The organism is Pseudomonas sp. JS3066 (genome assembly GCF_036328175.1).
GTDB lineage: Bacteria > Pseudomonadota > Gammaproteobacteria > Pseudomonadales > Pseudomonadaceae > Metapseudomonas.
In genome coordinates this window covers 541,402-563,674 of the sequence record NZ_CP143312.1, presented here as the reverse complement: position 1 = coordinate 563,674, position 22,273 = coordinate 541,402, and the positions used below count along the sequence as shown (strand labels likewise).

General features: G+C 61.9%; 22 protein-coding genes and 3 pseudogenes. 11 read left to right on the top strand and 14 right to left on the bottom strand.

Annotation, left to right across the window (positions count from 1 at the left end):
• Positions 1–66: 66 nt before the first annotated feature.
• The 7 genes from murA to SA496_RS02750 all read right to left on the bottom strand — a co-directional run bounded on the left by murA (position 67) and on the right by SA496_RS02750 (position 4,736).
• The gene (gene murA, locus SA496_RS02780; RefSeq protein WP_028628484.1) at positions 67–1,332 is read right to left on the bottom strand and encodes a UDP-N-acetylglucosamine 1-carboxyvinyltransferase; all 1,266 of its coding nucleotides are present in this window, start codon (positions 1,330–1,332) and stop codon (positions 67–69) included.
• Positions 1,333–1,352: 20 nt separating this feature from the next.
• On the bottom strand, positions 1,353–1,592 hold the full coding sequence (locus tag SA496_RS02775) for a BolA family protein (RefSeq protein WP_120652894.1): 240 nt from the start codon (positions 1,590–1,592) through the stop codon (positions 1,353–1,355).
• Positions 1,593–1,701: 109 nt separating this feature from the next.
• On the bottom strand, positions 1,702–2,010 hold the full coding sequence (locus SA496_RS02770; RefSeq protein WP_330115022.1) for an STAS domain-containing protein: 309 nt from the start codon (positions 2,008–2,010) through the stop codon (positions 1,702–1,704).
• Positions 2,007–2,651, bottom strand: a complete 645-nt coding sequence (locus SA496_RS02765; protein WP_120655271.1) for an MlaC/ttg2D family ABC transporter substrate-binding protein — start codon at positions 2,649–2,651, stop codon at positions 2,007–2,009. The genes SA496_RS02770 and SA496_RS02765 overlap by 4 nt, the downstream gene beginning before the upstream one ends.
• Before the next feature lie 11 nt (positions 2,652–2,662).
• Entirely contained in the window at positions 2,663–3,130 is a 468-nt protein-coding gene (gene mlaD, locus SA496_RS02760; protein ID WP_120652896.1) for an outer membrane lipid asymmetry maintenance protein MlaD, read from the bottom strand.
• The gene (gene mlaE / locus SA496_RS02755) at positions 3,130–3,927 is read right to left on the bottom strand and encodes a lipid asymmetry maintenance ABC transporter permease subunit MlaE (protein ID WP_120652897.1); all 798 of its coding nucleotides are present in this window, start codon (positions 3,925–3,927) and stop codon (positions 3,130–3,132) included. Before mlaE ends, mlaD begins: the two co-directional genes overlap by 1 nt.
• Positions 3,927–4,736 (bottom strand): ATP-binding cassette domain-containing protein, encoded by an 810-nt coding sequence (locus tag SA496_RS02750; protein ID WP_120652898.1) that lies wholly within the window; start codon positions 4,734–4,736, stop codon positions 3,927–3,929. The genes mlaE and SA496_RS02750 overlap by 1 nt, the downstream gene beginning before the upstream one ends.
• A 222-nt stretch (positions 4,737–4,958) precedes the next feature.
• Here SA496_RS02750 and SA496_RS02745 point away from each other — a divergent pair, with 222 nt between their 5' ends.
• From SA496_RS02745 to SA496_RS02700, 10 genes are all read left to right on the top strand, one after another.
• Positions 4,959–5,939, top strand: coding sequence for a KpsF/GutQ family sugar-phosphate isomerase (locus SA496_RS02745; protein ID WP_174235584.1), 981 nt, complete (start codon positions 4,959–4,961; stop codon positions 5,937–5,939).
• The gene (locus SA496_RS02740; RefSeq protein WP_120652900.1) at positions 5,939–6,463 is read left to right on the top strand and encodes a KdsC family phosphatase; all 525 of its coding nucleotides are present in this window, start codon (positions 5,939–5,941) and stop codon (positions 6,461–6,463) included. Before SA496_RS02745 ends, SA496_RS02740 begins: the two co-directional genes overlap by 1 nt.
• An 8-nt stretch (positions 6,464–6,471) precedes the next feature.
• Positions 6,472–7,041: an LPS export ABC transporter periplasmic protein LptC gene (gene lptC, locus SA496_RS02735; protein WP_120652901.1), complete on the top strand. Its 570-nt coding sequence runs from the start codon at positions 6,472–6,474 to the stop codon at positions 7,039–7,041.
• Positions 7,028–7,564 carry a lipopolysaccharide transport periplasmic protein LptA gene (lptA, locus tag SA496_RS02730; RefSeq protein ID WP_120652902.1) on the top strand — a complete coding sequence of 179 codons (537 nt, stop codon included), beginning with the start codon at positions 7,028–7,030 and terminating at the stop codon, positions 7,562–7,564. The genes lptC and lptA overlap by 14 nt, the downstream gene beginning before the upstream one ends.
• The gene (gene lptB, locus SA496_RS02725) at positions 7,564–8,289 is read left to right on the top strand and encodes an LPS export ABC transporter ATP-binding protein (protein WP_120652903.1); all 726 of its coding nucleotides are present in this window, start codon (positions 7,564–7,566) and stop codon (positions 8,287–8,289) included. The genes lptA and lptB overlap by 1 nt, the downstream gene beginning before the upstream one ends.
• Positions 8,290–8,437: 148 nt before the next feature.
• Positions 8,438–9,934: an RNA polymerase factor sigma-54 gene (locus tag SA496_RS02720; protein ID WP_120652904.1), complete on the top strand. Its 1,497-nt coding sequence runs from the start codon at positions 8,438–8,440 to the stop codon at positions 9,932–9,934.
• 84 nt (positions 9,935–10,018) lie between these two features.
• On the top strand, positions 10,019–10,327 hold the full coding sequence (gene hpf / locus SA496_RS02715; protein ID WP_028628496.1) for a ribosome hibernation-promoting factor, HPF/YfiA family: 309 nt from the start codon (positions 10,019–10,021) through the stop codon (positions 10,325–10,327).
• 16 nt (positions 10,328–10,343) lie between these two features.
• Entirely contained in the window at positions 10,344–10,808 is a 465-nt protein-coding gene (gene ptsN, locus SA496_RS02710; protein ID WP_120652905.1) for a PTS IIA-like nitrogen regulatory protein PtsN, read from the top strand.
• A 9-nt stretch (positions 10,809–10,817) separates the two neighbouring features.
• A complete protein-coding gene (gene rapZ, locus SA496_RS02705) occupies positions 10,818–11,675 on the top strand; it encodes an RNase adapter RapZ (RefSeq protein WP_120652906.1) in 858 nt (285 codons plus the stop codon).
• Between the two features lie 16 nt (positions 11,676–11,691).
• On the top strand, positions 11,692–11,964 hold the full coding sequence (locus SA496_RS02700) for an HPr family phosphocarrier protein (protein ID WP_120652907.1): 273 nt from the start codon (positions 11,692–11,694) through the stop codon (positions 11,962–11,964).
• A gap of 64 nt (positions 11,965–12,028) precedes the next feature.
• Here SA496_RS02700 and SA496_RS02695 read toward each other — a convergent pair.
• The 4 genes and pseudogenes from SA496_RS02695 to pmbA form a co-directional block, all read right to left on the bottom strand.
• Positions 12,029–12,904 (bottom strand): annotated as a pseudogene (locus SA496_RS02695) (ZIP family metal transporter).
• 61 nt (positions 12,905–12,965) lie between these two features.
• A pseudogene (locus tag SA496_RS02690) lies at positions 12,966–13,181 on the bottom strand (Fe-Mn family superoxide dismutase); the annotation flags it as partial.
• Between the two features lie 166 nt (positions 13,182–13,347).
• A pseudogene (locus SA496_RS02685) lies at positions 13,348–13,887 on the bottom strand (lyase family protein); the annotation flags it as partial.
• A 183-nt stretch (positions 13,888–14,070) separates the two neighbouring features.
• Complete coding sequence (gene pmbA / locus SA496_RS02680) at positions 14,071–15,417, bottom strand: metalloprotease PmbA (RefSeq protein ID WP_120652908.1); 1,347 nt, start codon at positions 15,415–15,417, stop codon at positions 14,071–14,073.
• 144 nt (positions 15,418–15,561) lie between these two features.
• Here pmbA and yjgA point away from each other — a divergent pair, with 144 nt between their 5' ends.
• The gene (gene yjgA, locus SA496_RS02675; protein ID WP_153922234.1) at positions 15,562–16,083 is read left to right on the top strand and encodes a ribosome biogenesis factor YjgA; all 522 of its coding nucleotides are present in this window, start codon (positions 15,562–15,564) and stop codon (positions 16,081–16,083) included.
• An 18-nt stretch (positions 16,084–16,101) separates the two neighbouring features.
• Here the strand turns inward: yjgA and tldD are convergent, their stop codons facing one another.
• From tldD to SA496_RS02660, 3 genes are read right to left on the bottom strand one after another with little or no spacing between them, the layout of a single operon-like run.
• Entirely contained in the window at positions 16,102–17,544 is a 1,443-nt protein-coding gene (gene tldD / locus SA496_RS02670) for a metalloprotease TldD (protein WP_330115021.1), read from the bottom strand.
• Positions 17,541–18,395, bottom strand: coding sequence for a carbon-nitrogen hydrolase family protein (locus SA496_RS02665; RefSeq protein ID WP_330115020.1), 855 nt, complete (start codon positions 18,393–18,395; stop codon positions 17,541–17,543). Before SA496_RS02665 ends, tldD begins: the two co-directional genes overlap by 4 nt.
• A 56-nt stretch (positions 18,396–18,451) precedes the next feature.
• Complete coding sequence (locus SA496_RS02660) at positions 18,452–22,270, bottom strand: YhdP family protein (protein ID WP_442965072.1); 3,819 nt, start codon at positions 22,268–22,270, stop codon at positions 18,452–18,454.
• Positions 22,271–22,273 lie beyond the last annotated feature (3 nt).

Sequence of the window (22,273 nt, the reverse complement as noted above, 5' to 3'; positions counted from 1 at the left end):
GCCCTTGACGGGCCTGTTGCGCGGTCATCACGGACCGACCCTTTCAGGGCCGGCCCGCATTTCGACCTAACCCGGCACGCGGCGAATCTTGGCGCCGAGCAACTGCAGTTTTTCTTCGATGCACTCGTAACCACGGTCGATGTGGTAGATGCGGTCGATCAGGGTATCGCCCTCTGCCACCAGACCGGCAATCACCAGGCTGGCGGAAGCGCGCAGGTCGGTCGCCATGACCGGTGCGCCCTTGAGCTTCGGCACGCCGGTAACGATGGCGGTGTTGCCTTCCACCAGGATCTGAGCGCCCATGCGATTCATTTCGTAGACGTGCATGAAGCGGTTTTCAAATACGGTCTCGATCACCGCACCGGTGCCTTCGGCAACGGCGTTCATGGAGATGAACTGGGCCTGCATGTCGGTGGGGAACGCCGGGTACGGCGCAGTGCGCACGTTGACCGCTTTCGGGCGATTGCCCTTCATGTCCAGCTCGATCCAGTTGTTGCCGGTGTTGATGTGTGCACCGGCCTCTTCCAGCTTCTGGAGCACGGCTTCGAGGATGGTCGGATCAGTGTCCTTGAGCTTGACGCGGCCACCAGTTGCGGCAGCTGCCACCAGGTAGGTACCGGTTTCGATACGGTCGGGCATCACGTTGTAGCGCGCACCGCCAAGGCGTTTCACGCCGTCGATGGTGATGGTGTCGGTACCCGCACCCTGGATCTGCGCGCCCATGGCGATCAGGCAGTTGGCCAGGTCAACCACTTCCGGCTCGCGGGCAGCGTTCTGCAGAACGGTACGGCCGTTGGCCAGCGCTGCAGCCATCATGATGTTCTCGGTACCGGTCACACTGACCGTATCGAAGAAGAAGTTGGCGCCACGCAGGCCGCCGGCCGGAGCCTTGGCCTTGATGTAACCACCCTCGACGTCGATCTTCGCGCCCATGGCCTCGAGGCCGCGGATGTGAAGGTCAACCGGACGCGAACCAATGGCACAGCCACCGGGAAGCGCTACTTCGGCTTCACCAAAGCGAGCCACCATCGGACCAAGCACCAGGATGGAAGCGCGCATGGTCTTGACCAGCTCGTAGGGCGCGACCAGGGTCTTGATACTGCTGGCGTCGACTTCAACGGCCAGCTTCTCGTCGATCACTGGCTGCACGCCCATGCGACCGAAAAGTTCGATCATGGTGGTGATGTCGTGCAGGTGCGGAAGGTTAGCTACGGTGACTGGGGTATCAGCCAGCAAGGTAGCGGCCAGGATCGGCAACGCAGAGTTCTTGGCGCCGGAAATGCGGATCTCGCCATCGAGGCGTTGACCGCCGGTAATAATCAGTTTGTCCATTGCTCTCTCGAAAGCTGGGCTCAGGAACGCTCGGCCCAATCGGCCTGGCTGAAGAATTTCATGGTGACAGCGTGGATGCTGCCATCAGCGATCCAGGCGTTCAGGTGGGCGTATACCTGTTGCTGACGCTTCACCGGGCTCAGGCCGGCCAGCTCGTCGCTGATCAGGTTCAACTGGAAGTTGCAGCCTTCCCCTTCAACTTCCACCTGGGTACCTGGCAGTTTCGCCTCCAGGAGGCTTTTCACTTCTACGGCCTGCATGCTCAACCTCAATCGGCGCCCAACGCGCGCGGGTCGGCCATGATACAAAAAAGCCCTCTGCCTGCGAACCCCGCGCGCGCGGGGCCAGACGGAGGGCGGTTCGATCGAATCAAGCCTCCAGCGGCAGCAGCTCGGTCAATCCGGAGACGTCGGCAATCTGCCGCATGTCTTCTGGCACTCCACGTACCGTTAACGACTTACCGGAAGCGCTGGAATCGCGCATGAAAGCCAGCAGCAGCGCGAGGCCGACACTGCTGGTCTTCTCTACCGCGGAGCAGTCCAGCAGCACGGAGGCGGCGCTGCTCGTCTGGATCAGCCGCCTCCCCTCTTCGCGCAGCTGCGGTCCGGTGCTGTAATCGAGCACGCCAACCAGGCGCAACTCGCCCGGAGCGGCCTGTTCGATACGGGCTTCGCTCATTGACCGCCCGCCTGCTTGGCTTCTTCAGACTGTTTGGCCTTGGCAACCACTTCGGCCCAACCATTGATGGTCTTGTCGAGGTCGTTACCATTGCGCTGCATGGTGTCGGCGAACTGGTCGCGGAACAGCTTGCCGATGTTGATGCCGTTGATGATCACGTTGCGCAGCATCCACTGCCCATTGACGTTCACCATGGTGTAGGAAACCGGGTAGACGGTGCCTTTGCTGTCTTTGACCTCCATGCCGACGCTGGTGCGCTCAGGATCTTCCTGCTTGGCCGGCAGTACACGAATTTCCTGGTTGTCGTACTCCAGCAGGGCATTGCCGTAGAACTGGATCAGGCTGCGTTTGAAATTATCCTGGAAGCGCGTCATCTGCTCAGGAGTAGCCTTGCGCGAGTACTTCACGGTCATGATGCTGCGGGAGATGCCATCGGCATCCACCACTGGACCAAGAATGCCGTTCAGGGCCTCGTAGAACGCGTTCGGGTCGCTGCGATATTGCTCTTTATTGGCCCTCAGGTCGGCCAGCAGCTGGTCGGTGGTTTGCTGCACCACATCGCGCGCGCTCGGCGCAGCGGTGGCCAGCAGAGGCAGGGCCGCCAGCAGGACCAGCAGGCCGTTACGCAGGGCATTGATCATGTTTCGCATCCTCATTTGCTCTCTTTGTTGACCGAGTTCAGCAGGAACTTGCCGATCAGGTCTTCCAACACCAGGGCCGACTGGGTGTCACGGATGGTTCCGCCATCCTTGAGCAGTTCCTCGTCGCCGCCGACGCTGATGCCAATGTACTTTTCACCCAGCAGGCCGGCCGTGAGGATGGACGCGGTGGAGTCCGCAGGCAGGTTGTCCACACGCTTTTCGACTTCCATCGTGACGCGGCCGGTGTAGCTGTCGCGATCCAGATCGATCGCTGTAACCTTGCCGATGGTGACACCGGCCATGGTTACCTTTGCTCTGACAGTCAAACCGGCAATATTGTCGAAATGCGCGTAAAGCTTATAGGTGTCATCGCTGACGCCGTAGGACAGGCCGCTGACCCGCAAAGCCAGAAGCAGCAAGGCCAACAGACCGGCCAGGAGGAACAGGCCGACACCAATCTCCAAGGTGCGGATTTGCATCAGAAATCTCCAAACATCAAGGCGGTCAGGATGAAGTCCAGCCCCAGCACGGCGAGCGAGGCATAGACCACGGTTTTAGTCGTAGCGCGGCTGATCCCTTCCGAGGTCGGCTCGCAGTCATACCCTTGGAACACGGCGATCCAGGTCACCACGAAGGCGAATACGACGCTCTTGATCACGCCGTTCAGCACATCCTCGGTGAATTGCACACTGTTCTGCATATTGGCCCAGAAAGAGCCCTCATAGACGCCCAGCCAGTCCACGGCCACCATGGCGCCACCCCAGATGCCCACGACGCTGAAGATCATCGCCAGCAGCGGCATCGAGATAAAGCCGGCCCAGAGCCGGGGGGCGATGATGTACTTGAGCGGGTCGACGCCGATCATTTCCAGGCTTGAGAGCTGCTCGGTGGATTTCATGTTGCCGATCTCGGCGGTCAGCGCGGAGCCAGCCCGACCAGCGAAGAGCAGGCCGGTCACTACTGGACCAAGCTCACGCAGCAGCGTCAGCGCCACCATCTGGCCGACTGCCTGCTCTGAACCGTAGTCGACCAGGATGTTGTATCCCTGCAGGGCCAACACCATGCCGATGAAAACGCCGGAAACGACGATGATCGCCAGCGACATCACGCCGACGGCATAGAGCTGCTTGACCAGCAACTGAAAGCCATTGCCAACGCCAGTGCGGCCGAACAGGGCATGCAACAGGAACAGTGTGGAGCGCCCAAGCGCTTCCAGCACGTCCAGACCAGAACGCCCGAGCAGGCGAACGCGCTCGAGCAAGGACTTCTTGCGCATCAGCGCCCCCCCAGCAAGTCTTTGCGGTAATCAGGTGCCGGGAAATGGAAGGGCACCGGTCCATCCGGAATGCCTTTCATGAACTGGCGGATACGCGGGTTATCGGAATTCATCAGCTCGTCCGGAGTTCCCTGCCCCAGCACCTGCGCATCACCCACCACATAGATGTAGTCAGCAATGCTGGCGGTTTCCGCCAGATCGTGGGAAACCACGATGCTGGTGATACCGAGTGCATCGTTAAGCAGGCGAATCAAGCGCACCAGAACCCCCATGGCAATGGGGTCCTGACCGACGAACGGTTCGTCATACATCAGGATCTGAGGATCGAGCGCAATTGCGCGCGCCAGCGCCACGCGCCGCTTCATGCCGCCAGACAACTCGTCCGGCATCAGTTCGATGGCGCCACGCAGGCCAACTGCCTGAAGTTTCAGCAAGACAATGTCACGAATCATTTCCTCAGGCAGCTTGGTGTGCACCCGCAAAGGAAACGCGACGTTCTCGAAGACATCCAGATCGGTGAACAACGCACCGCTCTGGAACAGCACGCCAAACTGCTTGCGCATGTCGAACAGGTCGGCGCGGGAGAGCTTGGGCAGATTCTGACCGTTGACCCAGACTTCGCCACTCGCGGGCTTGAGCTGGGCAGCAATCAGGCGCAGTAGCGTGGTCTTGCCGCAGCCGGAAGGCCCCATGATGCCGGTAACCTTGCCGCGCGGGATACGAATATCGACGTCTTGGAAAATGCTGCGCGCGCCACGATTGAAGGTAACCCCCTTCAACTCGACGGCGTAGGTGTTTTCGGCACTCATCTAGACTCCTTGCGATACAGCCTCCCTGGAAGACGACGCGCCCCAACGCAAGGACACTCCGCTCAGAACGGGCCGAACAGGGCGCGAACTATATCACCGCGGCCTTGCGCCTCCCAAGGCCACGCTAGCGTCTGTTCAGCTTTGCGACAGCTTCGACGCCATTGACGCGTGAGCTAAATCACCTTTATCGCTATAATCGGCGCCTTTTCCCCCGGCCACTGCATGCCCATGAGCCAATCCAGCGATCTCATCAAGTCCGCACAACGCACTATCCAGCTCGAACGCGAGGCGATCGACGCCCTTATGCCACGCATCGACGCAGATTTCGTTCGCGCCTGCGAACTCATCCTGGATTGCAAGGGACGCGTAGTGGTGGTGGGTATGGGCAAGTCCGGACATGTCGGGAACAAGATTGCTGCCACCCTGGCCAGCACCGGCACCCCATCCTTCTTTGTTCACCCGGCCGAGGCCAGCCATGGCGACATGGGCATGATCACCCGTGAAGACGTGGTCCTGGCGCTCTCCAATTCCGGCTCGACTGCCGAAATCGTCACGCTGCTGCCGCTGATCAAGCGCCTGGGAATCACCCTGATCAGCCTCACTGGCAATCCGGACTCGCCCCTGGCCAAAGCCGCAGCTGCGAATCTGGATGCTCGAGTAGGCCAGGAAGCCTGCCCACTAAACCTGGCTCCCACATCGTCCACCACTGCGGCGCTGGTCCTGGGTGACGCTCTGGCCATCGCCCTGTTGGAAGCCCGTGGTTTCACCGCCGAAGACTTCGCCTTCTCTCATCCGGGCGGCGCGCTTGGCCGTCGCCTCCTGCTCAAGGTGGAGAACATCATGCACAGCGGCGAAAGCCTGCCCAGCGTCGCCCGCGGTACGCCGCTGCGCGAAGCCCTGCTGGAAATGACACGCAAGGGCCTGGGCATGACCGCGGTGGTGGAAAGTGACGGCCACCTCGCCGGCATCTTCACCGACGGCGACCTGCGCCGCACTTTGGACAAAGGTGTCGATGTGCGCCAGGCCAGCATCGACGACGTCATGACGGTGCACGGCAAGACCGTACGCCCCGACATGCTTGCAGCTGAAGCGCTGAAGATCATGGACGACCACAAGATCAACGTGCTGGTTGTGGTCGATGAAGACGACCGCCCCATCGGCGCCCTGCATATCCATGACATGACCCGCGCCGGAGTGATCTGATGAGCAATGAACTCCTCACTCGTGCCAAGGCCGTTCGCCTGGCCGTGTTCGACGTGGACGGCGTGCTGACCGACGGCCGCCTCTACTTCTTACCCGGCGGCGGAGAATTCAAGACCTTCAACACCCTCGACGGCCAAGGCATCAAGATGCTGATGAATGCTGGCGTGCGCACTGCCATCATCAGCGGCCGCCAGTCGGAGGTTGTCGAGCGTCGCGCACAGAACCTCGGCATACAGCATCTGTTCCAGGGGCGCGAAGACAAACTGGCTGTCCTCGACGGCCTGCTCGCGGAACTGGGGTTGAATTATGATCAGGTCGCCTACCTCGGTGACGACCTTCCCGACCTACCGGTGATTCGCCGTGTCGGCCTGGGCATGGCCGTGGCCAACGCCGATGCTTTCGTCCGCCAGCATGCCCATGGCATCACCCAGGCACGTGGCGGCGAAGGCGCAGCCCGTGAGTTCTGCGAACTCATACTGCGCGCCCAGGGCAGCCTGGAAGCGGCGCAAGCTGCTTATCTCTGAGGTTTTTCATGCCAAAGAACATCCGCCTTGCGCTGATCCTGACCCCGATCGCGGCGCTACTCATCGCTCTGGGGTACTGGAATATCCGTCCCGAAAGCTTCATGGACCGGACAGCAGCCACAGGCAACGACAACGCCATCGATTTCTACGTGGAAAATGGCAAGAGCACCCAGTTCCAGGAAGATGGCAAGCTCCACTACGAAATGACCGCGACCCACCTCGAACATATAAAGGCCACTGATGTCACACTGCTGACCAATCCGGACCTGCTCCTGCATCGCGGCACCGCATACCCCTGGCACGTACAAAGCGAGCGAGGCGAAGTCGGCCCTGAAGGCAAGCAGGTCGAACTGATCGACAAGGTCCGGGTGGCGCGCACCGACGGCAAGGGGCGCCCGACCATCCTGACCACTAGCCGCCTGACCGTGTTCCCTGACGAGGAATATGCGCAGACCCAGCAAGCCGTTAGAATCGACGCGGCCAATGGGGTGACCACGGCACAAGGAATGAAAGCGTACTTGAATGACAGCAGGATGATCCTGCAGTCCAACGTAAGAGGCCAGCATGAGGTTCGTTAAAACCCTCCCCCTGTTGCTCAGCCTGGGTACCGCACTCGGAAGTGCTGCCGCCTGGGCCCTGCCCACGGACCGCGATCAACCGATTCGCGTCCAGGCCGACAGCGCCGAGCTCGATGACAAGCAGGGCGTCGCGGTCTACCGCGGCAACGTCGTGATCACCCAGGGAACCCTGAAGATCACCGGCGATACCGTCACCATTACCCAGGACGCGAATGGCGATGTCGAGGTCTTCACCTCGGTCGGCAAGCCCGCTTACTACGAACAGAAGCCTGCGGTGGACAAGGAAATAGTCAAGGCCTATGGCCTGACCATCCAGTACTTCGCGGCCAACGAGCGCATCATTCTGCTCGACCAGGCCAAGGTGGTTCAGGAAGGCAACACCTTCGAAGGCGAGAAGATCGTCTATGACACCCAGCGCCAGATCGTCAACGCAGGCCGCGCTACCGGCAATAACGTGACCACTCCGCGTCCGCGAATCGACATGGTCATCCAGCCGAAGAAGAAAGAGCAGAAAGCACAGTAATGGCGACTCTCAAAGCCCAGCATCTGGCCAAGAGCTACAAGAGCCGCCAGGTGGTCCGCGATGTCAGCCTGTCGATCGACAGCGGACAAATCGTTGGCCTTCTCGGCCCCAACGGTGCCGGCAAGACCACCTGCTTCTACATGATTGTCGGCTTGGTTCAGGCCGACCAGGGCCGCGTCCTGATCGACCAGCAGGACGTCACCCATCAGCCCATGCATGGCCGCGCCCGTGCGGGCATCGGCTACCTGCCGCAGGAAGCCTCGATCTTCCGCAAGCTCAGCGTGGCGGACAACATCATGGCGATCCTCGAGACCCGCAAGGACCTCGACCGCGCCACGCGCCGCAAGGAGCTGGAAAGCCTGCTGCAGGAGTTCCACATCAGCCACATTCGCGACAGTCTCGGCATGAGCCTGTCAGGCGGTGAGCGCCGTCGGGTGGAAATCGCCCGGGCGCTGGCTACCTCCCCGAAATTCATCCTGCTGGACGAACCGTTCGCCGGCGTGGACCCGATTTCCGTGGGCGATATCAAGCAGATCATCCATCATCTCAAGGCCAAGGGAATCGGTGTGCTCATCACCGACCACAACGTCCGTGAAACGCTGGACATCTGCGAGACCGCCTACATTGTCAGTGACGGACAACTGATTGCCGAGGGTAGTGCGGAAGCCATCCTGGCCAACCAGCTGGTGAAGGAAGTCTATCTGGGCCACGAGTTCCGCCTGTAGCCTCCCGCGACATCTCCTACAAGATGGGTTGCGCGAGCTAGGAAAATCCTTCAAGGTCAGGCATATAATTTGCTTCCTGGTGGCGCTTCGGCGCCCTGTTGTGGATGGCGCGTGAGCGCCGGCGAATCAAGGTGCTAAGCCCTCTGCCATGAAACCATCGCTAGTCCTTAAGATGGGCCAGCAGCTGACGATGACCCCTCAGCTGCAACAGGCCATCCGCCTACTCCAACTCTCCACCCTGGACCTCCAGCAGGAGATCCAGGAAGCACTGGAGTCCAATCCCATGCTTGAGCGGCAGGAGGATGGCGACGATTTCGACACCTCCGACCCGATGGCCGAAGGCGACCAACTGCCTAACACGAGTAGCCAGGAAGCCAGCTTCCAGGAGTCCAGCGTCGAAACCAATGCCGAAGCCATGGAAGATGGCGAATGGCACGAACGCATTCCCAGCGAACTCCCTGTCGATACGGCCTGGGAAGATGTCTACCAGACCAGCGCCAGCAGCCTGCCGAGCAACGATGACGACGAGTGGGATTTCACCTCGCGCACCTCGGTCGGTGAAAGCCTGCAGAGCCACCTGCTCTGGCAGCTGAACCTGGCCCCCATGTCAGACACCGACCGCCTGATTGGTGTCACCCTCATCGACTGCATCAATAACGACGGTTACCTCGAAGAGACGCTGGCAGAGATAGTCGAGGCCTTCGACCCCGAGCTCGGTATCGAGCTGGACGAAGTCGAAGTCGTCCTTCATCGCATCCAACAGTTCGAGCCCGCAGGCATCGGTGCCCGCGACCTGCGCGAATGCCTGATCCTGCAACTTCGCCAGCTGCCTCCGGGCACCCCGTGGCTGACCGAGGCCCAACGTCTGGCTGGTGACTTCCTAGACCTGCTCGGCAGCCGTGACTACAGCCAGTTGATGCGGCGCATGAAGGTCAAGGAAGACGAACTGCGCCAGATCATCGAACTGATTCAGGCCCTGAATCCACGTCCCGGCTCGCAGATCGAAGCCAGCGAACCCGAGTACGTCGTACCCGACGTGATCGTCCGCAAGCACAACGAACGCTGGCTGGTTGAGCTAAACCAGGAAGCCGTACCGCGCCTGCGGGTCAATCCGCACTACGCGGGTTTCGTTCGTCGCGCCGATTCCAGCGCCGACAACACCTTCATGCGCAATCAGCTTCAGGAGGCTCGCTGGTTCATCAAGAGCCTGCAGAGCCGAAACGAGACTCTGATGAAGGTCGCCACCCAGATCGTCGAGCACCAGCGCGGCTTCCTGGAGTATGGCGAAGAGGCGATGAAACCCCTGGTCCTGCATGACATCGCCGAAGCCGTAGGTATGCACGAGTCCACAATCTCGCGCGTGACTACCCAGAAATACATGCACACTCCCCGCGGAATCTACGAGCTGAAGTACTTTTTCTCCAGCCACGTAAGCACCTCGGAAGGCGGTGAATGTTCGTCTACCGCGATCCGCGCAATCATCAAGAAACTGGTCGCAGCGGAAAATCCGAAAAAGCCGTTGAGCGACAGCAAGATCGCTGGTTTACTGGAGGCACAGGGCATTCAAGTGGCCCGTCGCACAGTAGCCAAGTATCGCGAATCCCTTGGGATAGCGCCTTCCAGCGAGCGGAAGCGACTGATGTGACGCGGAAATTGACCCACGCCAAAGTGTTCCGGTGGCAGGCCCGTTAGCCTGTCTCTTATACACGGGCAATAAGGAGAAAGCGGTATGCAAGTCAACATCAGTGGACATCAACTGGATGTGACCGACGCCCTGCGCGATTATGTCGGCGAGAAACTTGGCCGGCTCGAGCGCCACTTCGACAAGATCACCAATGTGCAAGTCATCATGGAGGTCGAGAAACTGAAACAAAAGATCGAAGCCACCTTGCACATCGCCGGCGGGGAGGTCGTGGCCAATGCGGAACATGAAGACATGTACGCCGCCATCGATCTGCTCACCGACAAACTTGACCGCCAACTGATCAAACACAAGGAAAAGCAGTTGAATCGCCAGCAGGGCGCTACGGCCCGCTGACACTCTTCCCCCTCCTATGATTCGACTCGAGCAAATCCTGACCCCCGGCCGTTCCCTGGTGAACGTGCCGGGCGGCAGCAAAAAGCGTGTACTGGAACAGATTGCCAAGCTGGTTTCCCGTGACCTCCCCGACCTCGATAACCAGGATATTTTCGAAAGCCTGGTAGCCCGGGAGAAGCTCGGTTCCACCGGTTTCGGCAACGGCATCGCCATTCCCCACTGTCGCCTCATCGGCTGCATCGCGCCCATAAGCGCCGTGCTGCGCCTTGACGCGCCAGTTGATTTCGACGCCATCGACGGTGCTCCGGTTGACCTGCTGTTTGTCCTGCTGGTCCCGGAAGCTGCCACCGATGAGCACCTTGAATTGCTCCGACAGATAGCCAGCATGCTTGACCGCAGCGATGTGCGCGAGCGTCTGCGCCAGGCTCCCGACAGCACCAGCCTCTACCAGGTAGTGGTGGACGTGCAGAGCGGACGCTAGGGCTTCATCATGCGCCTGATCATCGTCAGCGGCCGCTCCGGGTCGGGCAAGAGCACCGCCCTCGATGTTCTCGAGGACCACGGTTACTACTGTATCGACAACCTTCCTGCCGCCCTGCTTCCCGAGCTGGCCGAACGGGCACTGTTGCACACCGAACTGCTGCAACCCCAGGTGGCTGTATCCATCGACGCGCGCAACCTGCCCAGTCAGTTGCAACGTTTCCCCGAGCTGCTCGTCGAGGCTCGCAATCGTCACATCAAATGCGACGTGCTTTACCTCGACGCCGAACACGACACTCTTCTCAAACGCTTCTCCGAAACACGCCGGCGCCATCCACTGACCAATGACAATCGCTCCCTGGCCGAAGCCATCCGGGACGAAGAACTGCTGTTGGCGCCCATCGCCGATCTCGCCGACCTGAAGATCGACACCACGCATCTCAATCTTTACCAGCTGCGTGACAGCATCAAGCTACGCCTACTCAATCAACCCGAGCCCGGTACGGCCTTCCTGATCGAGTCATTCGGCTTCAAGCGTGGCATGCCTGTGGATGCCGACCTGGTGTTCGATGTGCGCTGCCTGCCCAACCCCTACTGGAAGCCGGAGTTGCGCGATCATTCGGGGCTTGATTCGGTGGTCGAAGAATATCTCGCAGGCCAACCGGATGTGGAGGAGATGTATCAGGATATCCACAGCTATCTGAGTAAATGGCTACCGCGCTTTGCCGCCAGTAACAGGGCCTATGTCACTATTGCCATTGGCTGCACCGGTGGGCACCACCGCTCGGTGTACATTGCCAATCGCCTGGGGGCGGCACTGAAACCCAGCTTGAAGAATGTCCAGGTTCGCCACCGCGACCTCAGTTAGAAGGATTGGAAACGCGATGCCCGCCTGCGAGATCACAATCATCAACAAGCTTGGCCTGCACGCCCGGGCAGCGGCTAAGTTCGTCGGCGTGGCCGGTCGTTATCCCTGCCAGATTCGCGTGGGTCGCACATCGGAAAGCCTGGTGGACGGGAAAAGCATCATGGCGGTAATGATGCTCGCCGCAGGTAAAGGCACCCCCATCCACCTGCATACCGAAGGCGAGCAAGATGACGACGCCCTCAATGCCTTGATCGAGCTGATCAACAACAAGTTCGACGAAGGCGAGTAATTCCCTCCCTGCCCCCGCTCAGGCTCCCACCAACAAGAAGCAAGGCACGATTCACCTACCGCCGTTAGGCCAGCGCAGTATCCAGCACCATCATCAGGCAGAAGCCCGCAGCCAGACCCAGGCTGGCAGCTGTCTCATGCCCTTTTCGGTGAGGACCTCCTGGACTACGGCGAAGAGCATCGCGCCTGCGGCAAGGGCCAATCCCCAGGGCAATGACAGCACCGAAACCTGGACCAACCGGGCACAGAGCACTGCGAATAGCGGCTCCACCAGGCCAGACGCAGCGCCGATCAGTAGCGCGCGGCCTCGCGACATAGGCAACCGGCGAGTAAAAGGGAAATAATCAGTCCTTCCGGAATATCTTGCAGTGCAATTCCCAGGGCCAGGCTATCGGCACCCGCCAGCCCCGCCCCTGCTGCGACTCCGACGGCCATTCCTTCTGGAATGTTGTGTAGCACGATCGCGATAACGAAAAGCAGCACGCGCGGCGTGATGATCACCCGCTTGCCCTGACCATCTAACTCCAACCGCGGCTGCGGCAGCACCTTGCCAAGACCGAACAGGCCGCGCCCGGTAGCAGACCGAAGCTCATCAGTGCACCCGCCGCCCACTTCGAGAACCCCAGTTCCCCTGCGGCTGCCAGCCCAGGCATCAGCAGGGAAAACACGGTGGCGGCGAGCATGACCCCAGCCCCAAAGCCCATCAGACTATCGGAAAGCCATCCGGAGATACTGCGCAGGAAAAGCACCAGCAGTGCCCCCAGTGCCGTTCCCAGCGCACAAAGCGAACCGGCGCGCAGCGCCTGCCAGAGATGCGCCTCCAGCAACAGACGCAAGGCAATCGACGCCTGCATCAACAGGATCGAGAGGCCAGCCAGCACCACCAGCGCGCTAATGAACAGACGGACTGAACGGCAGCCGGAAATCAGAAAAATCTGCATGCTGGACCTTGTTGAAGTTCATAGATGCTAACGAAGGCGCGCGCTTCGTCCACCAAGTGGTTCAGATCAGGGCCTGCCGGTAGCGCTGACCAAACTCAGCCCAATCAACGACGTTGTAGACGGCGCCGATGTAGTCGGGCCTGTGATTCTGGTATCGCAGGTAATGGGCATGCTCCTGGACGTCCAGCCCCAGGATCGGTGTGTTTCCCTGCATCAAGGGACTGTCCTGGTTGGCCGAACTTTCCACCAGCAGATGCCCCGTCCTGGCCACGCTCAAGTGGAGAAGTGGCCCGGCATCGCAGGCGCATTACTTCCGACGCCGGGCAACCGGTCGTTGCGAGGGGAGGCGCCGTATTCACTGATGAATTCGAGCAGACTCGTGTAGTAGTGCGGCTATGGCGCAGCGCCGCTTCCCCCTGGGAGTCGGGCAGACCGACATCGCCAATCGCGCCGAGCAGGTTGTGTGCAATGACCGGCAGCATCACGTTCAGCTCGAAGTGGCCGGACTGCCCGGCAATTGCGATCGCGGCGTCGTTGCCGATCACCTCTGCGGTAACCATTTCGGTCGCTTCGGGAATTACCGGGTTGACCTTGCCAGGCATGATCGAAGAGCCGGGCGGGAGCGCCTCGAGCTCAATCTCGGCAAGGCCCGCCAGCGAACCGGAGATGCAGCGCAGGTCGTTGGCGATCTTCATCAGCGATACGGCAGTGGTCTTCAGGGCCCCGGACAGCGTTACTGCCGCGTCCTGCGAACCGATCAGTGCGAAGAAATTTCGGCCCGGAGTGAACGGCTGACCGGTCAACTCGTTCAGTTCACGGCAGAACGTCTCGGCGAAACGCGGGTGAGCATTGATACCAGTCCCCACGGCGGTCCCGCCTTGGGCCAGTTGCTGGAGCGCCGGCTGCAGGTTCCGCAGATGCTCGATATTGGCCTGAATCTGCTGCGCCCGGCCATTGAGCACCTGCCACATACGCACCGGAATAGGCGCCAGGCCGGAGCCGGCTACCGTGGAAGTGGCGCGGAGTCATGGCGACGCGGGCATCGAGTTGGTCAATCATGACCACTTGAATGCAGAGGGATGCAAGCCGCCCTGACGGACTGCGGTGCGGCCGCAAACGAAAACGCGCCCTGGCAGGCGCGTCTCTAGGGGGATGGAGCGGCTGGATCAACTGCCGGCTACGGTCATTCGCTCAATAAGGACAGAGCCTGTCCGGATATTGCCGCGCAGTTCCAGATCGCTGCCCACGGCAAGGATCTGACGGAACATATCCTTGAGATTGCCGGCAATGGTCACTTCCTGCACCGGGAACTGGATTTCGCCGTTCTCTACCCAGTAACCGGCCGCACCACGGGAGTAGTCACCGGTCACCATGTTCAGCCCCTGTCCCATCAGCTCGGTCACCAGCAGGCCGCGACCCATGCGGCGCATCAGGGCTGCGAGGTCTTCCTGGCCATGGCTGACGAAGAGGTTGTGGACACCACCTGCGTTGGCAGTGCTCGGCAGCCCCAGCTTGCGTCCGGAATAGGTGCCAAGGATGTAGGACACCAGCTCGCCCTTCTCGACGAAGGGCTTGGCATAGGTCGCCAGACCATCGTTGTCGAACGCCGCACTGGCCATCGCACGCGGAATATGCGGACGCTCGTCGATCGACAGCCACTCGGGGAACAACCGTTGACCCAGCGCGCCCTCGAGGAACGACGATTTGCGATAGAGATTGCCGCCGGAAATGGCGCCGAGGAAGCTGCTGAACAAGCCGGTTGCAAGCTCAGCGGCGAACAGTACTGGCACCTCGCAGGTGGGCACCGGCCGGGCGCCAAGACGGGCTGCGGTGCGTTCGGCGGCGCGACGGCCGATGCTGGCTGGATCGGCAAGCTGACTGCCAATACGGCTGACGTCATACCAGTAGTCGCGCTGCATTTGCCCCTGCTGCTCGGCAATCATCACGCAACTCAGGCTGTGGCGGGTGCTCGCATAGCCGCCGACGAAACCATGGCTGTTGCCGTAAACCCGGCAACCCTGGTGGGTATTGAGGGTGGTGCCGTCTGCCTTGCTCACGCGCTTGTCGGTCTCGAACGCCGCAGTCTCACAGATCAGCGCCTGCTCCACCGCCTGCTCCGGGGTGATCGACCAGGGATGGTAGAGATCGAGTTCCGGCAGGTCGCGGGCCATCAGCGCCGCGTCGGCCAGGCCGGCACAATCGTCTTCGGAAGCATGCTTGGCGATGGCGAGCGCAGCGGCGACCGTTTCGCGAATCGCGTCCTCACCACTGGCCGAGGTGCTGGCCGAGCCCTTGCGCTGGCCCACGTACAGGGTGATTCCGAATCCCTGGTCACGGTTGAACTCGACCGTCTCCACCTCGCCCTGGCGAACGGTGGTGGACAGTCCCTGCTCTACTGAAACAGCCACCTCGCAGCCGCTGGCGCCCTGGCGCCGGGCCTCGGCGAGGATGCGTTCGACCCGCGCCTGCAGTTCCGGCAATGCCTCCGGGCCGACCACTTCTACTTCACTCATAGCCACTCCAGTTCAAATATTGTTCGACGCGGCAGGCGCAACCCGGCGCCTCACCGCATTTACCGCACTCCAGCGGCGCCAGCCGGGCCGGACAACGCGGCCCCGACTGGTTATCATGGCGGCGTTTCCCATTGGACCACCCCCATGTCTGAATTTTTCGACGACGACTTCTCCGGAGAGAAGAGCAAAACCCAGGTCAAACGCGAACTGCATGCCCTGCAGGAACTCGGCGAGCGCCTGACTACCTTCAAGGCCGACGTGCTGGCCAAGCTGCCGCTGACCGACGCGCTGCAAAAGGCCCTGGCGGAAGCGCCGAAGCATAAGGCGCATGTCGCCCGCAAACGGCACATCCAGTACATCGGCAAGCTCATGCGCGAGCAGGACATCGAGGCCATCGTCAGCCTGATCGACCAGCTCGACAGTTCCACCCGTGAGTACAACGAACGCTTCCACGCGCTGGAGCGCTGGCGCGACCGCCTGATCGAGGGTGGCGATGCCGCCCTGGAAAGCTTCGTCGCCGACTACCCGGAAACCGACCGCCAGCACCTGCGCGGCCTGATCCGTCATGCCCAGCACGAAGCGGCCCACAACAAGCCACCGGCCGCAGCGCGCAAGGTGTTCAAGTACATCCGCGACCTGGACGAAGCCAAGCGCGGATTGCGCTGATCCTCTTGGGGGCCGCCATCAGGCCCCCGTCCCACCGACCGTAATCGCATCGATCTTCAACGTCGGTTGACCTACGCCAACGGGCACCGATTGCCCGTCCTTGCCGCAGGTACCCACGCCGCTGTCCAGTGCCAGGTCATTGCCGACCATGGACACCCGGCTCATCGCCTCCGGACCATTACCGATCAGGGTGGCGCCTTTCACCGGTGCAGTGATCTTGCCGTTCTCGATCAGGTAGGCCTCGCTGGTGGAGAAGACGAACTTGCCACTGGTGATATCCACCTGACCTCCTCCCAGGTTCGCGCAGTAGATGCCGCGTTCCACCGATTCGATAATCTCCTGAGGATCGCTCTTGCCGGCCAGCATGTAAGTGTTGGTCATGCGCGGCATCGGCAGGTGCGCATAGGACTCACGGCGGCCGTTGCCGGTACGCGCCACCTTCATCAGGCGGGCGTTGAGCTTGTCCTGCATGTAACCCTTGAGCACGCCGTTCTCTATCAGCGTGGTGCACTGGGTCGGAGTGCCTTCGTCGTCGACGCTGAGGGATCCGCGGCGATAAGCCAGGGTGCCATCGTCAACAATGGTGCAAAGGCTGGAGGCGACCTTCTCGCCGATACGACTGCTATAGGCCGAGCTGCCCTTGCGATTGAAATCGCCTTCAAGACCATGGCCCACGGCTTCGTGCAACAGAACACCGGACCAGCCTGCGCCCATCACCACCGGCAGGGTGCCCGCCGGCGCTGGAATGGCTTCCAGGTTGACCAGCGCCTGACGTAGCGCCTCACGCGCATAGCCCATGGCACGATCTTCCTGCAGGAAGTAACGGTAGTCGGTACGCCCGCCACCGCCGTGGCCACCGCGCTCGCGACGACCATTCTGCTCAACGATGACACTGACGTTGAAACGCACCAGCGGGCGGATATCTGCGCCCAGGCTGCCGTCACTGGCGGCGATCAGGATACGTTCCCAGACGCCGGCCATGCTCACGGTGACCTGCTTGATTCGCGGGTCCAGCGCGCGGGTGGCGACGTCCACCTGCTTCAGCAGCTCAACTTTCTCGGCACGGCTGATCACATCGAGCGGGCTGCTGGAATCGTAGAGCCGGGTGATCTGAGGGCTGGCGAAGGCCTGAACCCGGCCCGCCTGGCCGGCGCGGGAAATCGAGCGCGCGGCACGCGCGGCCTGACGCAAAGCATCGGCGGTGATGGCATTGCTGTAGGCGAAGCCGGTCTTCTCACCGGACTGGGCGCGCACGCCAACGCCTTGATCAAGGTGGAAACTGCCTTCCTTGACGATGCCGTCTTCAAGCACCCAGGACTCGGAAATCTGCCCCTGGAAGTAGAGATCAGCGGCATCGATGCCGGGGCCGGCAAGTTCACCGAGGATCTCCGGCAACTGCTCGATGCTGAGGTCGCCAGGCGCCAGCAGATGCTCGCTGACGGATAACAAGAGGTCGCTCATAACTTCTCCGTACGCGCCGGCCCAGGTGTGGCCGGCGTAATGAATCTTCGGTGGGTGCTCACGGGCATGCGCTGCCTGATCCCCGCCTGCTCCTCAGCGTCGCGCTCCGCGATTAGCACAGCCTCGCCAGTGGCTTTCTCGGCCAGTACCCGGCCCCAGGGATCGACGATGGACGAATGGCCGAAGGTCTCGCGTGGCCCGGGATGCACGCCGCCCTGCCCGGCTGCCAGTAGGTAGCACTGGGTTTCGATGGCGCGAGCACGGACCAGCACCTGCCAATGAGCAGCGCCTGTGACGGCAGTAAAGGCCGCGGGTGCGCTGATCAGCTCAGCACCGGCCTCGCGAAGGGCGCCATAGAGCTCGGGGAAACGCAGGTCATAGCAGACGGTCAGGCCCAGGCGGCCAACAGGGGTATCAGCCACCACCACTTGAGCCCCGTGCGCATAGTCGTCGGACTCACGATAGCGGCCGCGATTGTCGGCTACATCCACATCGAACAGATGGATCTTGTCGTACCGCGCGACCCGCTCGCCCTGTTCGTCGATCAGCAGGGAACAGGCGTTGGCCTTGTCCGCTGGCCGTCCGTCGGGTGGCAAGGGCAACGTACCGGCCACGATCCACAACTTGAGATCACGAGCCGCCTGGCGCAGCCACGGCAGGATCGGGCCCTGCCCTTCCGCTTCAGCGCGCCCCAGATCGGCGAGGTCACGACGGCCGATGGCGGCGAAGTTCTCTGGCAGCACGGCCAGGCGGGCGCCACCTTCAGCAGCCTGCTCCAGCAGGCGCCGGGCACTGGTGAGGTTGGCCAGGACATCGTCCTGGCTGACCATCTGAATTACAGCAAGGGACATCGGAATCTCCGCACAAGGCATGGGATGCATGCTAACCCAAGCCACGAAAGCTCGCCTCAACGAGACTTTTCAAATGGCTTTTCAAAGGTGATCTTGGGGTTCTTCCAGGAGCCTTCAACCTTGTATTGCACGCTGGCGAAGCGCGCCACTTTGTCACCCAGCAACTTATCCACGACGAAGAGTGCACCGCCGATGGCAGGTGCACCGACTATCAGCGCCGCCAGTGGCAGGTTGTTCGTCACCGGCAGGGTCACCAGCAACTTGGCATCGATGCGATCGGCGGCCAGGTCCATGGTGCCGTCCAGCTCCAGCCCGCTGGACGGTCCTTCAAGGGTGATCGGCTTGCGAGTGACGAAGCGCCCTTCACTTCCCACCAGTAATCCCTTTACCCGGTCATAGGCCAGGCCCTTGCCCAGCAGGTCGGAGAAGTCCAGGCGCAAGCGACGGCCGATGGAGTTGAAGTTGAGCAGGCCAAACACCCGCAATGCCTGGGCGCCACCTTCCACTTCGACGAACTGGCCATTGCGCAGGCTCGCGTCCAGGGAACCGGAGAATCGCTTCAGGCTGACCCAAGCGGGAGATCCCGGCCAGCGGCCATCGGCGTCCAGGCGGAAGCGCTCGCTGGTGGCCGACGGTGCGAAGTTCCAGGCCTTGAGCACATCAGCCAGGTTCTTGCCTTCCAGCCGCCCCTTGTACCAGGACGCACTGCCTTCGGCCGTGCCCTCCCAGCCTGCCACCCCGGAGACCTTCAGACCCTTGAGATCGAGATCCAGCTCGCTGAATGCCACGCCCGTGGAATTGGGGCGCACCTTGAACGACCAGGCGCCAAGTGGAGAATCCCCCAGCACCACCTGGTCGATACGCACATCCATCGCCGGGACCTGGTGGGGATCGATGCCCGCCAAGGGGTCGGGCCTGGCATCGGCCTCGGCATCGTTCTCGGGAGGTTTTGGAAGCCGAACTTGCTTCATGCGGATGGCAATGGGTACATCCCTGGCATCCGCCATCACTACCGTTCCCTGCATGAGGGCGCTGTCCAACCCTAGATTCCAGCCGGTACTGGAGCGATCGAGGTTGACCTTGAGGTTCTCGATACTCGTGCCAAGACCCTTGAACTGGCCAATTTCCAGGTTGGCGCTGCGCAGCATACGGGCCTTCTCGGCACCGTCCTTCGGCGTGTATTGCTTGGCCAGCGCCATCCAGGGTGCCGTGTCCAGTTCCTCGAGCCGTCCACGGATGCGCAAGCCCTTGGTGCCCGGCGCGGTCGCGGCGCCGCCTCCCAGCACCAACTCGCCACGCCCATCGTCCAGATTGCCTGCCGGCGCAGCCACGGCAAGGCTGGCGAGCCCTGCGTAGTCCAGCCAGTAGCTCCGCTCATCGCCTTCCAGGGTCATGCGCCAACTGGCGTCCCGACTGTCGTCGACGGACTTGCCGAAAGGTGCAGGCAGGTCGATTGCCAGTCCCTTGAGGTTGGAATCGATGCGTAGCTGGCTGTTAGGTCCATCCAGGCTCAGGTTCAGGCTGTAGGGCAGAGTGCCCGAAGCCGGCAACGACTGAGTGACGCCGAGCCATTTGGTGAGGTCATTCAGGGCAATGCTGCTGGTCGCGAGGATTCGCGAGCGGGCCTTGCCGTTGCTGCCCTCGGCCTTGGCACTGGCGCGGACTTCACGACCGAACGCCTGGCCACGAATATCCTGAGCGCTCAACCCCGTCTCGGTGTCGTAGCGGAATCCACCCTTGAGCCGGCTGAGGGACAGCTCCGGACGGGGAATCTTCAATTGAGCATCGTGGGTAGTGAGGTCCACCACCACGTGGGGCGGATGACCTTTCTCCAATGGAATGTCCAGCTTCAGATTGCCATCGAGGGTGCCCTGCCCCTGCCAGCCGGCGAAGATGGTCGCCGTCCCCATCGGGGCTTCCTGGAGGATTTTCAGTCCATCGGTGAAGCTGCTGTCCAGCCTGGCATCCAGCTGCAGGCGCGGCACTTGACCGGGCTCGACATGGGGCACCTCGGCTTCGGCATCGCTCACCCGCGAGTCTAGAATGCGCCCGGCCGGTACCTTGATGCGCACGCCGGTATCCTCGATGAACACGTCGCCACGAGCCTCGCGCAGTACCGGCCAGCCAGGCTGATAGGCGAGCTCGGCATCATGCACCTTGAAAAACAGACTGAGGGAGCGCGCCGTCGGATCGGCCTCATGGGCCAGGGAACCCTGGTACTGGAAGAAGCCCTCATCCACTGCCCCGCCCTTGATCGCCTCCTTGAGCCATTTGGCCAGGGCCGGACTCATCCCCGGAGACAAGGTTGGCAGGTACTTCTCGGTGTAACTGGCATCGCCATCGTGCAGTCCGACGCGCAAGTCCATGTAGTCCTCGGCGTCGGGATCGCGCATGAGCCGGATCAGCATGTCTCCAGCGATGCTGCCCTCCTCACCTTCCAGCCGCATGTACGGACTGGCCAGGGTGACGGCGGTTTCGTCCAGTTTCCAGGTCAGCCGAGCATTGGCCTCTCGATAACGCCAGGCCTTGGGGAAGAGGTGATCGAGGTGCAGCGCGAAGTCGTTCGAATCGAGTCGCAATTCGCCCTGGTTGAGATCACCGGTAACGCTGCCGCTGACGTTTTCGGCCCCCGGCGCACCGTGGTAGGCGTTGATGCCGACGGCGTCCAGGTTGCTGCTGAACTCCAGGCGCTTGGCACCCTCCTGCCTGGGGCGGTAATGCAGGCTGAGGTTGCGCAGGGCACCTCGTGGCTTGAGGCCCGCCACAGCAGCTGCCGCGGCATCGGGCAGGGGTACCAGAGCATCCACCACAGGTAGAAGGGGCCCCACATCGAGACGGTCGGCAGCCAGCGACCATTCCGGTTGCTCGCCTGCCTTGTGATCGATACGCAGATGGGCCTCGCCCCAACGCTCCTTGCCAATGTTCGCGGCAACGGAGTCGAGCAGGATCTGAAAGCCTTCATCAGTGCGGGTAAAAAAGACATTCAACCCAAGATTCGCGAGGGTAACCGCCTTGCGTTCGGCATAGGCGCCGCGAATCTCCGGCGCGTGCAAACGCAGGGCGGCGCGCTGCAAGCCGCCCTTGGCCCACTCGCCCCACATCTCGCCCCCGGCTTGTAGCCGCTTCAAGCGCCACTCGTGCATGAGGCTGGCGGGCAGCCAGCGCGCCCAGTCCGTTTGCGGAAGGCTGAGATAGAGTTCGGCCTCGCTCTGCAGCCACACCTCAGCGTTGAGGCGGGTGCGCAAGCGAAGGGCCATGGGCAGCCCATCCGGTAGCGTCAGGTGGCCATCGAGGCGTTGACGACTGCCGCTTGCCTTCAGGCTGAGGCTTACATCGGTGAGGCTTAAGGGTTCGTGCCCGTAGGGCTCCAGGGTGAGCTGGCTGTTCAGCACCGAAACGTGGCCGACCTGCTTCATCAGGTCGCGAAACTGACGCGGCCCCGGCAGGGGTTTGTCGGAATTGGAAGCGATCCCCTCAAGTTGCCATTTGCCGGCCTCGTCCTGATGCAAGCCAAGCTGCACGCCGTCCAGTTCCAGGCGCGCGATCCGTGGCTGCCGCGCCAACAGGCTGCCCAGTACGTCAGGCACCAGACGGACCTGATCCAGGCGCAGGGCATTGTCGCCCTCCCCCAGCAGCACATCGTGCGCGACCAGAAGCGGTGACAGCCCATGCCAACGGCCTTCCAGGGCACCTAGCGATACGCTCTGGCCCAACGCCGCGGATGCCTTGGCCTCCGCCTCGGCGCGGTACTCGGCCACCAGGGGCACGAGTTCGCGCCCCAGGCTGACATAGAGCGCGGCAAGCACCAGGAAAAGCGCGCAAAGCGCCAGCGACCAGCGCAGCAGGCGCATCAACCAGCGGGCGAAGGCGTCCACTCA